This is a genomic window from Sphingomonas naphthae, assembly GCF_028607085.1.
Classification (GTDB): domain Bacteria; phylum Pseudomonadota; class Alphaproteobacteria; order Sphingomonadales; family Sphingomonadaceae; genus Sphingomonas_Q; species Sphingomonas_Q naphthae.
In genome coordinates this window covers 2,113,233-2,129,134 of sequence record NZ_CP117411.1, presented here as the reverse complement: position 1 = coordinate 2,129,134, position 15,902 = coordinate 2,113,233, and the positions used below count along the sequence as shown (strand labels likewise).

Annotated in this window: 16 protein-coding genes and 1 pseudogene; 10 read left to right on the top strand and 7 right to left on the bottom strand. The window is 68.6% G+C overall.

The genetic code is table 11. The features are described from left to right. Positions 1 to 81: 81 nt before the first annotated feature. The 7 genes and pseudogenes from PQ455_RS21005 to PQ455_RS09955 form a co-directional block, all read left to right on the top strand. A pseudogene (locus PQ455_RS21005) lies at positions 82 to 548 on the top strand (NAD(P)H-hydrate epimerase); the annotation flags it as partial. A gap of 36 nt (positions 549 to 584) precedes the next feature. Next, positions 585 to 1,448 (top strand): NAD(P)H-hydrate dehydratase, encoded by an 864-nt coding sequence (locus PQ455_RS20995; protein ID WP_337958576.1) that lies wholly within the window; start codon positions 585 to 587, stop codon positions 1,446 to 1,448. A gap of 129 nt (positions 1,449 to 1,577) precedes the next feature. Next, positions 1,578 to 2,774 carry a class I SAM-dependent RNA methyltransferase gene (locus PQ455_RS09975; RefSeq protein WP_273685925.1) on the top strand — a complete coding sequence of 399 codons (1,197 nt, stop codon included), beginning with the start codon at positions 1,578 to 1,580 and terminating at the stop codon, positions 2,772 to 2,774. A 188-nt stretch (positions 2,775 to 2,962) separates the two neighbouring features. Beyond that, on the top strand, positions 2,963 to 3,514 hold the full coding sequence (locus tag PQ455_RS09970) for a CvpA family protein (RefSeq protein WP_273691339.1): 552 nt from the start codon (positions 2,963 to 2,965) through the stop codon (positions 3,512 to 3,514). 50 nt (positions 3,515 to 3,564) lie between these two features. After that, the gene (locus PQ455_RS09965; RefSeq protein WP_273685924.1) at positions 3,565 to 4,023 is read left to right on the top strand and encodes an iron-sulfur cluster assembly scaffold protein; all 459 of its coding nucleotides are present in this window, start codon (positions 3,565 to 3,567) and stop codon (positions 4,021 to 4,023) included. Further along, positions 4,020 to 5,777: a monovalent cation:proton antiporter-2 (CPA2) family protein gene (locus tag PQ455_RS09960; protein WP_273685923.1), complete on the top strand. Its 1,758-nt coding sequence runs from the start codon at positions 4,020 to 4,022 to the stop codon at positions 5,775 to 5,777. The genes PQ455_RS09965 and PQ455_RS09960 overlap by 4 nt, the downstream gene beginning before the upstream one ends. Next, positions 5,774 to 6,127, top strand: coding sequence for a DUF423 domain-containing protein (locus PQ455_RS09955; protein WP_273685922.1), 354 nt, complete (start codon positions 5,774 to 5,776; stop codon positions 6,125 to 6,127). Before PQ455_RS09960 ends, PQ455_RS09955 begins: the two co-directional genes overlap by 4 nt. 120 nt (positions 6,128 to 6,247) lie before the next feature. Here PQ455_RS09955 and PQ455_RS09950 read toward each other — a convergent pair. The 6 genes from PQ455_RS09950 to cobA form a co-directional block, all read right to left on the bottom strand. Then, positions 6,248 to 7,196 (bottom strand): IS630 family transposase gene (locus PQ455_RS09950; RefSeq protein ID WP_273685921.1). Its coding sequence is split into 2 segments (ribosomal slippage): positions 6,248 to 6,853 and positions 6,855 to 7,196, totalling 948 coding nucleotides; the frame shifts between segments, so codons are not numbered across the junction. A gap of 90 nt (positions 7,197 to 7,286) precedes the next feature. Further along, positions 7,287 to 8,039 carry a phosphoadenylyl-sulfate reductase gene (locus PQ455_RS09945; RefSeq protein WP_273685920.1) on the bottom strand — a complete coding sequence of 251 codons (753 nt, stop codon included), beginning with the start codon at positions 8,037 to 8,039 and terminating at the stop codon, positions 7,287 to 7,289. Further along, entirely contained in the window at positions 8,032 to 8,457 is a 426-nt protein-coding gene (locus PQ455_RS09940; RefSeq protein ID WP_273685919.1) for a DUF934 domain-containing protein, read from the bottom strand. The genes PQ455_RS09945 and PQ455_RS09940 overlap by 8 nt, the downstream gene beginning before the upstream one ends. Before the next feature lie 122 nt (positions 8,458 to 8,579). Then, positions 8,580 to 10,214 (bottom strand): nitrite/sulfite reductase, encoded by a 1,635-nt coding sequence (locus PQ455_RS09935; RefSeq protein WP_273685918.1) that lies wholly within the window; start codon positions 10,212 to 10,214, stop codon positions 8,580 to 8,582. Positions 10,215 to 10,390: 176 nt separating this feature from the next. Next, a complete protein-coding gene (locus PQ455_RS09930) occupies positions 10,391 to 10,687 on the bottom strand; it encodes a DUF2849 domain-containing protein (protein WP_273685917.1) in 297 nt (98 codons plus the stop codon). Continuing rightward, complete coding sequence (gene cobA, locus PQ455_RS09925) at positions 10,684 to 11,481, bottom strand: uroporphyrinogen-III C-methyltransferase (protein WP_273685916.1); 798 nt, start codon at positions 11,479 to 11,481, stop codon at positions 10,684 to 10,686. The genes PQ455_RS09930 and cobA overlap by 4 nt, the downstream gene beginning before the upstream one ends. Positions 11,482 to 11,595: 114 nt before the next feature. Here cobA and PQ455_RS09920 point away from each other — a divergent pair, with 114 nt between their 5' ends. After that, positions 11,596 to 11,889: a hypothetical protein gene (locus PQ455_RS09920; protein ID WP_273685915.1), complete on the top strand. Its 294-nt coding sequence runs from the start codon at positions 11,596 to 11,598 to the stop codon at positions 11,887 to 11,889. A 91-nt stretch (positions 11,890 to 11,980) separates the two neighbouring features. Here the strand turns inward: PQ455_RS09920 and PQ455_RS09915 are convergent, their stop codons facing one another. Beyond that, positions 11,981 to 13,405, bottom strand: coding sequence for a protein adenylyltransferase SelO family protein (locus PQ455_RS09915; protein WP_273685914.1), 1,425 nt, complete (start codon positions 13,403 to 13,405; stop codon positions 11,981 to 11,983). 38 nt (positions 13,406 to 13,443) lie between these two features. Between PQ455_RS09915 and PQ455_RS09910 the strand changes: the two genes are divergently transcribed. Together PQ455_RS09910 and PQ455_RS09905 are read left to right on the top strand one after the other, a co-directional pair. Further along, positions 13,444 to 14,301, top strand: coding sequence for an alpha/beta fold hydrolase (locus PQ455_RS09910; RefSeq protein WP_273685913.1), 858 nt, complete (start codon positions 13,444 to 13,446; stop codon positions 14,299 to 14,301). 110 nt (positions 14,302 to 14,411) lie between these two features. Further along, on the top strand, positions 14,412 to 15,815 hold the full coding sequence (locus PQ455_RS09905) for an NAD(P)H-dependent flavin oxidoreductase (protein ID WP_273685912.1): 1,404 nt from the start codon (positions 14,412 to 14,414) through the stop codon (positions 15,813 to 15,815). Positions 15,816 to 15,902: the final 87 nt, after the last annotated feature.

Below are 15,902 nucleotides of genomic sequence, written 5' to 3'. Positions count from 1 at the left end.
ACGTGCGACCAAGCGCACCGTTTGGGGCACGCCCCTCGACTGCGCTCGGGACGAACGGTCTTTGGGCGGTGAGGTAAGGCCATGACCCTTATCCTCACCGCCGCCGAAATGCGCGCCGCCGAGGATCGCGCCATCGCCGCCGGCACCCCGGTCGAAACGCTGATGGCGCGCGCCGGCAAGGCCATCGCCGAAGCCGTCCTCCGCATCGGCGCGGGCGCGGAAACGCTCATCCTGTGCGGCCCGGGCAACAATGGCGGGGACGGCTATGTCGTCGCCCGCCTGCTCGCCGAACGGGGCATCCCCGTCCGCGTCGCCGCCAGCGCCGATCCCGCCACCGCCGCCGCCCGCGCGGCGCGCGCCGGCTGGGACGGCCCGGTCACCTCCCTCGCCGACGCCGAGCCCGCGCCGATCCTCGTCGATGCCCTGTTCGGCACCGGCCTGAAACGCCGCTCGACGATGCCACCGTCGCCGCGCTGGCCCGGCTGGCGGCGGGTGCGAAACGCCGCGTCGCCGTCGATCTGCCGAGCGGCGTTTCCAGCGACGACGGCGCGATCCTCTCACCCGTCCCCGATTTCGACGCCACCGTGGCGCTTGGCGCGCTCAAGCCTGCTCACCGCCTCCAGCCCGCCGCCCGCCATTGCGGCACGCTGCTCGTCGGCGACATCGGCATTGCGGTGGAGAGCCGGACCAGCCTCATCGGCCGCCCGCATCTGCCCGCGCCGGGGCCGGAGGATCACAAATACAGCCGGGGCATGGTGGCGGTGCTGGCCGGCGGGATGCCCGGCGCGGCGCAGCTCGCGGCCGAGGCGGCGGCGCGATCGGGCGCCGGCTATGTCCTGCTCGCCGGCGAGACCGCCACCGGCGCCGGCCCGGCGGCGATCGTCCGCCGCGCGATCGGCCTGCCCGAGCTGTTCCCCATCCTCGCCAACCCGCATATCGGCGCGATCGTGGTCGGGCCGGGCATCGCCGAGCGCGACGCGCCCCGCGCCGAGGCCGCCTTCCGCGCGGGCCGCCCTTTGGTGATCGACGCCGGCGCCATCGCCATGGCGCGCGGCCGCGCGTTCGACGCCGCCGTCCTCACGCCCCACGAAGGCGAGTTCGCGCGCGTGTTCGGCGATCTGCCCGGCAGCAAGCTCGATCGCGCCCGCGCCGCCGCCTGTTTCGCCAACGCCGTCGTCCTGCTCAAAGGCGCCGACAGCATCGTCGCCGCGCCCGACGGCCGCGCCGCCATCGCCCCACCGGCCCCCGCCTGGCTGGCGACGGCGGGCACGGGCGACGTGCTGGCGGGGATCGTCGCCGCCATGCTGGCGCGCGGCCTCGACCGGTTCGACGCCGCCTGCGCCGCCTTGTGGCTCCATGGGCGGGCAGGGGAGGCCGCCGGCCCGGCGCTGATCGCGGACGATCTGCTAATGCGCCTGCCGGCCTTGATCGGCGCCTGCGCACATTGACCCCCGTTCGCCCTGAGCGAAGTCGAAGGGCGTGCCCCAAACGCTGCGTCTGGTCGCACGTACTTCGACTTCGCTCAGTACGAACGGAGTAAAGTGGCCCCATCCCCCAAACCTCTGTAGGGGCGCGGCATGACCGCAGAATTGATCGTCCGCATCGCCTCGCGTGGCGATGGCATCACCGCCGATGGGCGCAAGTCGCCGCAGGCGGCGCCGGGCGACTGGCTGGAGCTGGACGGCAGCGTCACGCCGGGGCCGCACCATGTCGATCCGCCGTGCCGCCATTTCCCGACATGCGGCGGCTGCCAGCTGATGCATGTCGACGACGAATCCTATGGCGGGTTCGCGGTCGACAAGATCGTCGGCGCGCTGCGCCAGCAGGGGATCGAGCCGCCCGAGATGGCGCCGATCCACCTCTCGCCACCGCGCACCCGCCGTCGCGCCGCGCTGTCGATCGAGCGCAAGGGGCGGGTGGTGCGCGTCGGCTTCCACGAGGAGGCGAGCCACCGGATCGTCGATATGGCCGAATGTCACATCCTCGCGCCCGAACTGTTCGCTTTGGTCGCGCCGCTGCGCCAGCTGATGGCGCGCCTGCTGCCCGATCGCGGCACCGCGACGGCGCAGATGACGCTCACCGACAGCGGCGTCGATCTCGCGCTCGAGGGGATGGCGGCGCCCGGCCTCGAACAGAGCGAGGCGCTGACCATGTTTGCGGAAGGGCATGGCCTCGCCCGCCTGTCGATCGACGAAGGGTTCGGCCCCGAGACCCGCTGGGAGCCCGATGCGGTGACCGTCACGCTCGGCGGGGTGAAGGTGCCGCTCTCCGCCGGCGCCTTCCTCCAGGCGACCGCCGATGGCGAGGCGGCGCTGGTCGCGGCGGTGATCGACGCGATCGGCGACGCGCCCACCATCGCCGACCTGTTCGCCGGGCTCGGCACCTTCACTTTGCCGCTGGCGGCGCGGGCGAAGGTCTATGCGGCGGAGGGTGCGCGCGATCCAATGCTGGCGTTGAAGGGCGCCGCCATGCAGGCCGGCCGCGCGGTCTTTCCCGAACATCGCGACCTCTTCCGTCGCCCGCTCTCGACATCCGAGCTGGACCGCTTCGCCGCCATCGTCCTCGATCCGCCACGCGCCGGCGCCAGGGAACAGGTCGCAACGCTCGCCGCGTCGACGGCGTCGCGCCTGGCCTATGTCTCCTGCAACCCCGCCACCTTCGCCCGCGACGCACGGGCACTGATCGCGGGCGGCTGGCGGCTGGACTGGATACGGCCGGTGGGCCAGTTCCGCTGGTCCACGCACGTCGAGCTGGCGAGCCGTTTCAGTAGGTAAGGCTTTGATCCGCTCACGCGGATGAGACGGCACCAGCCCGCTCCCCCACCCGGCCTCCCATAGCATATGCTGAATGGGAGGCCGGGTGGGGAGCGGGCTGGTGCCGCCCTCGGTTCAGCAAGGCTGAACCGAGCTAAAGACAGGAATCGTTTCCGCCGCGTTCGATCTCCGCTAGCACCACGTCCATGCTGACCATGCTCGATATCGTCGCGCTCGTGTTGTTGAGCGGTTGCGCCGTGCTGGGCCTCATCCGGGGCTTCGTGACCGAGGTGCTGTCGCTCGCCGCGTGGGTGCTGGCGGTGGTGGCGCTGAAGTTCCTCGGCACGCCGGTCACCGCCCTCTTCGAAGGCGTGATCGCCACCCATGCCGGGGCGGCGGTGCTGGCCTTCGTGCTGATCTTCCTCGTCACCTATTTCGTCGGCAAGATGGCGGCGACGGCGATCGGGCGGCGGACGCGCACCTCTATCCTCGGCCCGGTCGATCGCATCCTCGGCTTCGGCTTCGGCGGGCTGAAGGGGCTGCTGGCGGCGACGCTCCTCTTCCTGGCGCTCAACCTGGGCTATGATTTCCTCTATGGTGGGCAGGCCGAGCGGCCCGAGTTCATCGCCAAGTCGCGCACCTATCCTTTGCTCAACGCCAGCGGCCGATCGATCATGGATTGGGTCAAGGCGCGCCAGCGGGCCGGGGCGGGCGCGGCGGACAATGCCGCCGACCCTCCGCTGGAGAATGCGACGGAATAGCGCCAACGGACGGTGGCGGCCCGGCCCATTCCATCCTACATGGGCGCGACATGAGCGCGGCGCTGTACAACACCACGATCCTCCGGCTGGCGGCATCGATCCCGCACCATGCGCGATTGGCCGACCCCCATGCCACCGCCGAGCGCCGCTCGCCCGTCTGCGGCAGCCGCGTCACGGTGGACGTGATGCTGGGCGAGGACGGCTGCGTCGCCGAAATCGGACAGCTCGTCCGCGCCTGCGCGCTGGGCCAGGCCTCCGCCTCGCTGATGGGCGCGCACGCGATCGGCCGCAGCCCCGCCGAACTTACCGCCACGCGCGACGCGCTGGCCGCTTTCCTGGCGGGCACGCGCGACGATCCGGGCGACTGGCCGGGTCTCGACATCTTCGCCCCCGCCCGCCCGCACAGCGCGCGCCACGCCTCGATCCGCCTCGCCTTCGAGGCGGTCGCCGAAGCCGCCGAGCGCGCCGCCACCCGCGACACCACCTCCGGCACCACGGCCGCCGCATGAGCGAGGGGTCGATCGTCGACGGCGTCATCATGCTGGGCGCCGCGCTGGCGTTCGTATTCCTCTTCCGCCGCCTCGGGCTCGGCGCGGTGCTGGGCTATCTCGTCGCCGGCGCGGTGATCGGCCCGCAGGGGCTCGGCTGGGTGGGGGAGGCCGAGCAGAAACTGGGCATCGCCGAACTCGGCATCGTCCTCCTCCTCTTCCTCGTCGGGCTGGAGCTGCATCCGAGCCGGCTGTGGCGGCTGCGGCGCGACATATTCGGGCTGGGGCTGGCACAGGTCGTGGTCTGCGGCCTCGCGCTCTCGGCGGTGATCTACACCATGACCGGCTTCAGCCTGCCAGCCGCCATCGCGATCGGGATGCCGCTGGCGCTGTCCTCCACCGCGCAGGTGCTGCCGATGCTGCGCTCCGCCGGCCGCCTCAACACCCCCTTCGGCGAGCGATCCTTCTCGGTCCTGCTGTTCCAGGATCTGTCGATCGTGCCGCTCATCACGATCATCGCCGCGCTCTCCCGCGCCCCGGCCGATCCCTCGGCGCCGCCGGGCTGGATGCTGGCGATCTATACCGTGCTGGCGGTGGCGGGGCTGGTCGCGGCGGGGCGCTGGATCATCAACCCGCTGTTCCGCCTGATCGGCGGCCTCGGCGAGCGCGAGATGTTCGTCGCCGCCGGTCTGTTCACGGTGCTGGCTTCGGCCGCGCTGATGGAATGGCTGCACCTCTCCACAGCGCTCGGCGCCTTCGTCGCGGGCGTGATGCTGGCGGATTCGCCCTATCGCCACGAGCTGGAGGCGGACGTCGAGCCGTTCCGCACGATCCTGCTCGGCCTGTTCTTCCTCGCCGTCGGCATGATGCTGGATCTGGCGGCGATCGCCGCGCGGCCTTTGTTCATCGTCGGCCTCGCCGTCGCGGTGGTTGCGGTCAAGACGCTCATCATCTTCCTGCTGGCCCGGATGTTCGGCATCAAGGGACGGCAGGCGCTCGGTCTCGGCCTGCTGCTCAGCCAGGGCGGCGAATTCGGCTTCGTGCTGTTCGCGCAGGCCGCCAATGCGCAGCTGATCGCGCCGGAGGCCGCCAGCCTGATGGGCGCCGTCGTCACCCTCTCGATGGCGACGACGCCGTTCCTGATGATCCTCACGCGCCGCTTCAACGAACCCAAGCCCGCCGCGCGCGACGATCTGGACGGGGCGGAGAAATCGCCCCCGTCGTCCGCGATCGTCGTCGGCTACGGCCGTTTCGGGCAGACGGTGGCGCAGATGCTGATGGCCTCGGGCGCGACCGTGACCATCATCGACAACAAGGCCGAGCAGATCGACATCGCCGCCCGCTTCGACATGAAGGTCTATTATGGCGACGGCACCCGGCTCGATCTGCTGCGGCAGGCGGGGGGTGACGAGGCGCGCACGATCGTGTTCGCGATGGATGGCGACCAGCTCAGTCCCGAGGAACTGACGGCGGCGCTCCACAGCTTCCGCCAGGCCGCCATCTTCGTGCGCGCCTACGATCGCCGTGCTTTGCTGCGCTACAAGGGCATCGATATCTCCGCCACGGTGCGCGAAGTCTATGAATCGGCCGTCAAGCTCGGCCGGCTGGCGCTGGGCGCGATCGGGCTGGACGAGGAGCAGGTCGACAAGATCGAGCAGGAATATCGCCTGCGCGACAAGGCGCGGCTTCGCGCCCAGGTCGAGGCGGGCGACATCTTCGCCCAGCCCGCGCGCGACCTGATGTTCCGCAACGACGGGCGGCAGGAGGTCGAATGAGGCGGGCGGGCGGTGGTGGCGGTCTGGTCGCCTTGTTGGCGGCGCTCTCGGGCGCGGCGGGCGTGATCGCGGGCGCGATGGGCGCGCACGGCTTTACCGGCAAGCCCGCCGAATGGCTGCGCACGGGCGCCGAATATCAGCTGGTCCATGCCGTGGCCGCGCTGGTCGCGGCGCAGATGGGCGCGCGGCTGGCGGCATGGTCCTTCGTGGCCGGCGGGGCGCTGTTCGCGGGCACGCTCTATGCGATGGCGCTGGGCATGCCCCATTGGCTGGGCGCGGTCACGCCGATCGGCGGTGTGGGGCTGATCCTCGGCTGGCTGGTGCTGGCCGTGCGGGTGATGCGGCGGTAGCTTCAACCGCCCCGTTCGTCCTGAGCGAAGTCGAAGGACGTGCCCCAAACGATACCATCCAGTCGCACGTGCTTCGACTTCGCTCAGCACGAACGGGTGGGGGGCTAGAGCATTCTGTTATTAGATTGAAGCATAGCCGGAGTTGACGAGGTAATTGGCGCATTCGGACGGGTAGAAGGCGTCGAGGAGCGATCCGATGCGTCGCCATGTGGTTTCGACAGTGCGCTCTGCGGCCTTGCGGAGGAGCGTCTTGAGCTTGGCGAAGACCTGCTCGATCGGGTTGAGGTCTGGGCTGTAGGGCGGAAGGAACAGTAGCCTTGCACCTGCGGCCCGGATGGCGCTGCGCACAGCCTCACCTTTGTGGCTGCCGAGATTGTCGAGGATGACGATGTCGCCGGGGCCAAGCGTCGGGATGAGGATTTGCTCGACGTAGGCGAGGAAGCTTTTGCCGTTGATCGGGCCATCGATCACCGCAGGTGCATCGATCCGGTCGTGGCGGAGCGCCGCCAGGAAAGTCAGCGTCTTCCAGTGGCCATGCGGCACCTTGGCATGGAGACGCTCCCCGCGCCGACAACGCCCATGGGTGCGCGTCATGTTGGTCTTGGCCCAGGTCTCGTCGATAAAGACCAGCCGCCGGGGATCGAGCTTGCCCTGATACCGTTTCCAGCTCGCCCGCCGGCGGGCAACGTCACGCCGGTCCTGCTCGCTGGGCAGCACGGTTTTTTTTGAAGCTGATGCCTTCGCCGGTGAAGAAGCGCGACAGCATGCCGGTGTCCGCCCGTACGCCGCGCTCGGCCAGTAGCCGGGCCGACAGGGCCGCCAGTGTGATGTCGGGCTCCTCCGCGATCGTCGCCAGCAACCAGTCGCGCTCCGGCTTCACCTTCGAGGGACGGTGCCCGCCAGTGCCGGCGCACCGCCGGTCACCCAGCCGCTCGACCCGCTGCACCCATTTGATCGCCGAGGCCTCGCTTACCCCGAAGCGCCGCGACGCAGACCGCCGGCTCTCTCCGCCACGCAGCACCGCATCGATCACCCGGTCCCTCAAATCTTGCGAATAGGCTCGTGCCATTCTGACTGACCTCCTCGCCAGCCAGCAGCTTGAATCACATCCAGCGACCGTCGGGAATCCCCAATCGATTCAATCTATCCGCAGCACGCTCTAGAAGACCGGCTCTTCGCCCGGCTTGTGGATGCCGCATTCGGTCTTGTCCCAGCCGCGCCAGCGGCCCGAACGCGGGTCTTCGCCCGGTTTCACCACGCTGGTGCAGGGCGAGCAGCCGATCGAGGCATAGCCCTGCGCCTCCAGCGGATGGTGGGGCAGGTCATGCTCGGCGAAATAGGCGTCCAGATCGGCCTTGGCCCAATCGGCCAGCGGGTTGATCTTCAGCCGGCCCTCGTCGATCTCGAAGCGGGGCAGGGCGCTGCGGGTCTTGCCCTGAAATCCCTTGCGGCCCGAAATCCACGCATCGAACGGCACCAGCGCGCGGCGCAACGGCTCGACCTTGCGGATGTCGCAGCAGCCGTCGGGGTCGTAGGACCAGCGCAGGCCGGTCTTGTCCTTCGCCGCCAGAATGCGCGGGTCGGGGCGATAGACGCGCAGATCGGTGAAGCCCAGCCGCTCGGAAAGCTCATCGCGATAGGCCAGCGTCTCGCCGAACATCTTCTGCGTGTTGGTGAAGATCACCGGCACGTCCTGATCCACGCCCGCGATCATGTGCAGCAACACCGCGCTCTCGGTGCCGAACGACGACACGGCCGCGATCCGCCCGCGCAATTCGCCGGTCAGCAATTCGCGCAGCATGTCCTGCGTGGAGACGCCCGCGAAGCGCGCGTTGAGCGCGTCGGCATCGGCCTGCGTGAAAGCCGGCGACACATCGATCACGTCCATCTGGCGGAGAGCTGCCTCACCCATGACGGCGTTTCCACACCGGCACGGTCGGGTCGGCGGCACCCTGATAGGCGAGGTCGTAGCGGTCGAGGGATCGTTGCAGCACCTCCGGGTCGATCGCGGCCTGGGGCGCGAAACTGTCGAAGCCGCAACGGCGCATCAGCGGAATCTGATCGACCAGGACGTCGCCCTGCGCGCGCAATTCGCCCGTATAGCCGGCTTCACGCAGGATACGCCCGGCCGAATAGCCCCGCCCGTCGCGGAACTTGGGGAAAGCCACCTCGATCAGCGACAGCCGATCGAGCATCGGCAGCAAGGCGCGCGGATCCTCATCGGATTCCAGCCGCACGGCGGTGGCGTTGGTTTCGCCGAGAAAGGCGTCGAGCGTCACCGCCGGCTCCTCGTGCGGCTCGTCGGTGCGGAAGCGGAGGCCATCAGACATGGGAAAGGTTACCGATCGGGGCACGTCCTTCGACTTCGCTCAGGACGAACGGATATTGTGTGGCGGAGGTTCTCCCCCGTTCGTGCTGAGCGAAGTCGAAGCACGGGAGGCGCACGGGTCGCTTACCCATAGATCGCCTCCTTGAACGGCTGGAGCCCCACGCGGCGATAGGTGTCGAGGAAGCGTTCGCCGTCGGTGCGGAGCGACAGATAGGTGTCGCACGCTTTCTCGACAGCATCGACCACGCCGTCCTCGGTGAAGCCGGGGCCGATGATCTTGGCGAGGCTCGCATCCTCCGCGCCCGATCCGCCGAACGAGAGCTGGTAATTTTCCTCGCCCTTCTTGTCGACGCCGAGGATGCCGATGTGGCCGGCATGGTGGTGGCCGCAGGCGTTGATGCAGCCCGAGATTTTGAGCTTCAGCTCGCCCAGATCGCGCTGCCGCTCGATATCGGCGAAGCGTTCGGCGATCTTCTGCGCCACCGGGATCGAGCGGGCGTTGGCCAGCGCGCAATAATCGAGGCCGGGGCAGGCGATGATGTCGCTCACCAGATCGAGGTTCGGCGTGGCGAGGCCGGCCGCGTCGAGCGCCTGCCAGATGGCGTACAGATCGGCCTTGCGGACGTGCGGCAGCACGACATTCTGCGCATGGGTGATCCGCAGTTCGCCGAAGCTGTACTTTTCGGCGAGGTCGGCCATCAGGTCGATCTGGTCGGCCGAGGCGTCGCCGGGGATGCCGCCGATCGGCTTCAGGCTGATCGTGGCGATGGCATAGCCGGGTTGCTTGTGGGCGTGGACCTGCTGATCCACCCAAAGAGCGAAATCGGGATCGGTGCGATCGATCGCATCCGCCGCGTCCGCCTCGAAAGCGGGATCGGCGAAGAAGGCGGTGATCCGCGCCAGTTCGGCGGGCGGCGGATCGATGCCGAGCGCCTTCACCGCGAGGAATTCCTCCTCGACCTGGGCGGCGTACGCCTCGATCCCGATCTCGTGGACGAGGATCTTGATGCGCGCCTTGTAGATATTGTCGCGCCGGCCGTAGCGATTGTACACGCGAAGTGCTGCTTCCATGTAGCTCAGGAAGTCGCCCGCCGGCAGGAAGTCGCGCAGCAGCGGCCCGATCATCGGCGTGCGGCCCATGCCCCCGCCGACGAACACGCGCAGGCCCAGTTCGCCCGCCTCGTTATGGCGAAGCTGTAGCCCGATATCGTGCAGCCGCACCGCCGCGCGGTCGCTCTCCGACGCCACCACGGCGATCTTGAACTTGCGCGGCAGATAGGTGAATTCGGGGTGGAAGGTGCTCCACTGGCGCAGCAATTCGGCCCAGGGGCGCGGATCGCACACCTCTTCCGCCGCGGCGCCGGCGAACTGGTCCGACGAGATGTTGCGGATGCAATTGCCGCTGGTCTGGATGGCGTGCATCTCCACCTTGGCCAGCTCGGCCAGGATGTCGGGCGTATCCTCCAGCTTGATCCAGTTGAACTGGAGGTTCTGGCGGGTGGTGAAGTGCCCGTAGCCCTTGTCGTAGCGCCGCGCGATATCGCCCAGCACGCGCATCTGCACGGCGCTGAGCGTGCCATAGGGGATGGCGACGCGCAGCATATAGGCGTGCAGCTGGAGGTAGAGGCCGTTCATCAGCCGCAGCGGCTTGAACTGATCCTCGGTCATCGCGCCCGACAGGCGGCGGGCGACCTGATCGCGGAATTCCTCGACGCGGGTGTCGACGAGGGCCTGATCGTAGGTGTCGTACTGGTACATGGGCGACCTCTAATTCCTCCCCAAGCGGCGCTTGGGGAGGGGGACCATGCGAAGCATGGTGGAGGGGAAAAGCGAATGGGCGGAACGGCGATGGGAAAGGGCGGATGGCCCCTCCACCACTCGCTGCGCGAGCGGTCCCCCTAGCCAAGCACAGCTTGGGGAGGAACTGAACATCCTCATATCACCCAGCTCCCGGCCAGTCTGTCGGCCGGCAGGATCGCCAGATCGGGCCGCACCGTCGGGCCATAGGCGCGGATGCGGTCCTTGATGTGGGCGGGGCGGGGGCCTTCGGGCGTCGCCGTCGCGTCGATCACGACCGGGCCGTTGACCCTGAGCGCCGCTTCCTCGCGCGCGCCGATCGCCTCGCCCTCGCTGCCGACATCGACCGCGTCCGCCACATGGCGCGACCATTCGCCGCCGGCCCACCAGGTGACGTCGCCCGTCACCAGATCGTTTCCCGTCAACAGTTTCACGAGACCCCCGTCATGGCCTGGGCCTGTTGCGCCAGTGCCTTCAATTTGTCCTCGGCGTCCGACAGCAGGACCACTTCGCCGACGATGATGATCGCCGGGCTCTTGACCGCCTCGCGCGCCACCATGTCGCCGAGATCGGCCAGCAATGTCCGCATCGCGCGGGCGTCGGCATAGGTGCCGCGCTCCAGCACCGCCACCGGCATGTCGGGCGCGACGCCGTCCGCCATCAATTTGTCCGCGATCAGCGCGGAGCAGGTGACGCCCATGTAGATCACGAGCGTGCGGCCCTGTCCGGCCAGACCCGCCCAATTCTGCTCGGTCAGCCCCTTGCACTGGCCCGCGACGAAACTGACCGCGCTCGACCAGTCACGATGGGTAAGCGGCAGCATCGCATCCGCCGCGCAACCGAGCGCCGCCGAGACACCCGGCACCACCTCGACCCGCAGGCCGGCCGCGCGCACCGCCTCGACCTCCTCGCCGCCGCGCCCGAACACGAACGGGTCGCCGCCCTTCAGCCGCACCACGATCGACCCCGCCTTCACATGGGCGATGATGAGCGCGTTGATCGCCTCCTGCGGCAGCGTATGCCGGTCACGGCTCTTGGCCACGGAAATGCGCTGGGCATGTTCGGGCGCATAATCCAGCACCGCTGGATCGATCAGCCCGTCATGCACCACGACGTCGGCGGCGCGCAGCGCCTCGACCGCGCGGATCGTCAGCAGGCCGGGATCGCCCGGCCCCGCGCCGACGAGGATGACGCGGCCACGCGCATCGGGATCGAGGAGACTTGCCATGCTCGCCTAGATGGTCGCCCATGCCGCAGCGCGCAATCGACGGTTGGTTGGAGGGGCGGAAGGAAAGATTTCAACGGGCCGGCGTTGCATCGATACATCGATAACGGAGGCGAAATGGCCGAGGATGGATCGGGCAAGCGCAAGGGGCCGGGGGTGCTGGGCTGTTTCGGCCTGCTGATCTTTTTCGCGATCGAAAGCGCGGTGGGGATGGGCGTCGGCTATCTGGCGTGGCTGCCGATGAACGCGCTGATCGCGTCGATCGTACCCGCCAGCGAGGCCGATTTCGCGGGCGTCTGCGCCGTCTGCCTGGCCTTCATCCCGGCGATGCTCGCAATGTGGCTGGTCGATCGCCTCTGCCGGCGGCTGACGGGCGAGAGCGTATGGGATTGGGTGCCGTGGATTCCGTGACGGATTGATCCTCCCCTGCAAGGGGAGGGGGACCATCGGCGCAGCCGATGGTGGAGGGGTGACCCGCTCCCGATAGCGCGATAACCCTCCGTCAGCCTCCGGCTGCCACCTCCCCTTGCAGGGGAGGATTGTGGGCCTCACCCATCCGCCGCACCGCCGCCACCTTCGCCTCGAACAGCGACCAGTCGTCGTCTTCCGCGATCCGCGCCCAGATCGCCTCGACCTCGTCGATATGCATCGAACAGGGCGCCTCGTCCGCCCAATAGGGATGATCCAGCGAGACGCTCGGCGCATAGCCCGCGACCAGATCGGCGAAGGCGGTGAACAGCGGGGTCGCATAGGCCGCGTCCGCCGGGGAATCCCCGCGCCGCCGCCCGCCGCGCCAGTCGAAGAAGGCGCGGTCGATCTCGACCATACCCTCGGCCATCGCCCGGTCGAACGCCTGCAACAGGGTCAGGTCCGCCTCGTCGCCGCGCGGCTTCACGCCCAGCCGGCCCAGCATCGCCGCGATATGATGGCGCTCATAGGCGGCGGGGAAGGCGTCGAGCGCCTCGGTCAGCGGCTCGTCGCCCGAAATCTGGCGGAGCGACAGCGCCAGTTGCGCCACGTCCCACTGGATCGCCTGCGGCTGGCGGCCGAAGGCGTAGAGGCCCTGATGGTCGAAATAGGCCGCCGTGAACCCGCCGTCCCACAAGGGCGTGAAGCGCCACGGGCCGTAATCGAAGCTCTCGCCAGTGACGTTGATATTGTCCGAATTGAGCACGCCATGGACGAAGCCGGCCGCCATGTAGGAAGCCGCCAGTCGCGCGGTGCGCTCCACCGTCAGCGCCAGCAATTGCGCGCCCGGATCGTTGCCCGGCGCCTCGCCATAAAGTTCGCGCAACGCATAATCCGCCAGCGCGCGCATCCCCTCGGCATCCTTCACCCACGCCAGCCGCTGGAAGCTGCCGATGCGGATGTGGCCATGGCCCAGCCGCACCAGCACCGACGAGCGGGTAGGGGAGGGCTCATCGCCGCGCTGGAGCGCCTCGCCGGTCTCGATCAGCGAGAAGCTCTTGCTCGTCTCGACGCCGAGCGCCTCCAGCATCTCGGTCGCCAGCACCTCGCGCACGCCGCCTTTCAGAGTCAGCCGCCCGTCGCCGAAGCGGCTGTAGGGGGTGGTGCCGGAACCCTTGGTGCCCAGATCGAGCAGCCGCCCCGCGCCGTCGCGCAGCTGCGCGAAGGTGAAGCCGCGCCCGTCGCCGATATCGGGATTGTACGATCGGAACTGGTGGCCATGGTAGCGCAGCGCCAGCGGCTGCGGCAGCGACCCCGCCAGCGGCGCGAACCGCCCGAAATGCGCCAGCCACTCGGCATCGCTCAGCCCGTCCAGCCCGACCGCCTTCGCCCAGCGATCGTTGCGAAAGCGCAGGATCGTCTGCGGAAAGTCCGCCGCCTCGACCGGATCGATGATCGCCGTCTGCCCCAGCAGCGCGGTTTCGGGGCGGAAGGGCGACGGGGTTGGCGGTATCGGCATCGGGGGGATATGGGGGTGGAGGTTCGGGAGACGCAAGCATGGCGGGTTACAGCGACGGCATCTGGTGGTCACATGATGGCCTGCGCCTCCATTATCGCGACTATCCGGGGTCGGATGACAAGGCCCCGCTGATCTGCATCCCCGGCCTCACCCGCAACGCGCGCGACTTCGCGGGCTTCGCCGAGCGTTTCTCGGGCCGGCGGCGGATCATCGCGGTCGATCTGCGCGGGCGGGGCGAGAGCGCCTATGCGAAAGACCCGATGACCTATGTGCCGCTCACCTATGTGCGCGATCTGGAGGCGCTGGTCGTCGAGCTGAAGCTGGAGCGGTTTGGCATCGTCGGCACCTCGCTCGGCGGGCTGATCGCGATGGTGATGGCCGCGACCGACGCCAAGCGGCTGGCCGGCGTGGTGCTCAATGACGTCGGCCCGGTGCTGGACCCGATCGGTCTCGCCCGCATCCGCACCTATGTCGGCAAGGGATCGACCTGGCCGACCTGGATGCACGCCGCCCGCTATCTTCAGGAGGGCCATGGCGACGTCTATCCCGATTACGAGATCGACGACTGGATCGCGATGGCCAAACGCCAGGCCAAATTGACCCCCGCCGGCCGGGTGGTGCTGGATTACGACATGAAGATCGCCGAGCCGTTCCGCGCGGCCAATGCCGATGCGCCGGTCGATATGTGGCCGGTCGCGGCGGCGCTGGGGGCGGTGCCGGTGCTGGTGGTGCGCGGCGAGCGATCCGATATCCTGTCGGCCGCCATCGCCGACGAAATGGCCGCGCGCATCCCCACCGTGGAACTCGCGACCATCGCCCGCGTCGGCCACACCCCCACGCTCGACGAGCCCGATGCGGTGGCGGCGCTGGAAGCCTTCCTCGCCCGGATCGACTGACCGGCCGGCACGACCCGCCGCGGGCTGTCGCGGGCCAGACACCAAATTCCCCGCGATTTCTGTGGGAACTTGCCCTATAGGCGCGCGATTGGCTCCCAAGGAGATTGACGTTGTTCAAGGGTGTGCGCCCGATCCTGTATGGCGGGCGCGAGGTCTGGCCGCTGATCGAAGGTGGCAAGGGCGTCGCGGTTTCCGACCATAACAGCTCCGGCGCCTGGGCGGCCGCAGGCGGGATCGGCACCGTCTCCGCCGTCAACGCCGACAGCTACGATCCCGATGGCAAGATCATCCCGCAGGTCTATCGCGCGCTCACGCGCCGCGCCCGGCATGACGAGCTGGTCGAATATGCGATCGAGGGCGCCGTCCAGCAGGTGAAGCGCGCCTTCGACATTTCCGGCGGCAAGGGCGCCATCAACATCAACGTGTTGTGGGAAATGGGCGGCGCGCAGCGGGTGCTGCATGGCGTGCTGGAACGGACGCGCGGCCTGGTCGCGGGCGTCACCTGCGGCGCGGGCATGCCTTACAAGCTGTCCGAGATCGCCGCGTCCTATGGCGTCAACTACCTGCCGATCGTCAGCTCGGGCCGCGCTTTCTCGGCGCTGTGGAAGCGGGCCTATTCCAAGGCGGCCGAATGGCTGGCGGGCGTGGTCTATGAGGATCCGTGGCTGGCCGGCGGCCACAATGGCCTGTCCAACGCCGAGGACCCGCGCGCCCCGCAGGACCCCTATCCGCGCGTCAAGGCGCTGCGCGATACGATGCGCACCGGCGGCATTTCGGACGACGTGCCGATCATCATGGCCGGCGGCGTATGGCACCTGAAGGATTGGGATCACTGGATCGACAATCCCGAACTCGGCCAGATCGCCTTCCAATTCGGCACGCGGCCGTTGCTGACGCAGGAGAGCCCCATCCCGGAGGCATGGAAGCAGCGGCTGATGGAACTGGACGAGGGCGATATCCTCCTCCACCGCTTCTCGCCGACCGGCTTCTATTCCTCGGCCGTCCGCAACCCCTTCCTGCGCAACCTCGAGGCGCGCTCGGATCGCCAGATCGCCTTTTCCGGTGAAGCGGCGGGCGACCATCAATATCAGCTCGACGTGGGCGTGAAGGGCAAGAGCTTCTGGGTGACGCTGGGCGATCTGCACCGCGCCCGCGAATGGTATGGGCTCGGCTATACCGCCGCGCTCAAGACGCCGGACAACACGCTCGTCTTCGTCACGCCCGAGGAGATGAAGGTCATCCGCAAGGATCAGGCGGATTGCATGGGCTGCCTCAGCCAGTGCAGCTTCTCCGCCTGGGCGGATACCGAGGGCAATTCCACTGGCCGCCTCGCCGATCCGCGCAGCTTCTGCATCCAGAAGACCCTGCAGGACATCGCCCACGGCGGCGATATCGACCAGAACCTCATGTTCGCGGGCCACGCGGCCTACAAGTTCAAGCAGGATCCCTTCTACTCGAACGGCTTCGTGCCGACGGTGAAGCAGCTGGTGGACCGTATCCTGACGGGGCATTGATCGCCGACTACCGAGGTGGCGCACCACCCCATTGTCTCTCGCCAAGATTAGCTTTGTTGGCGTTCAGCGTCCCGTTGCTACCTTGGG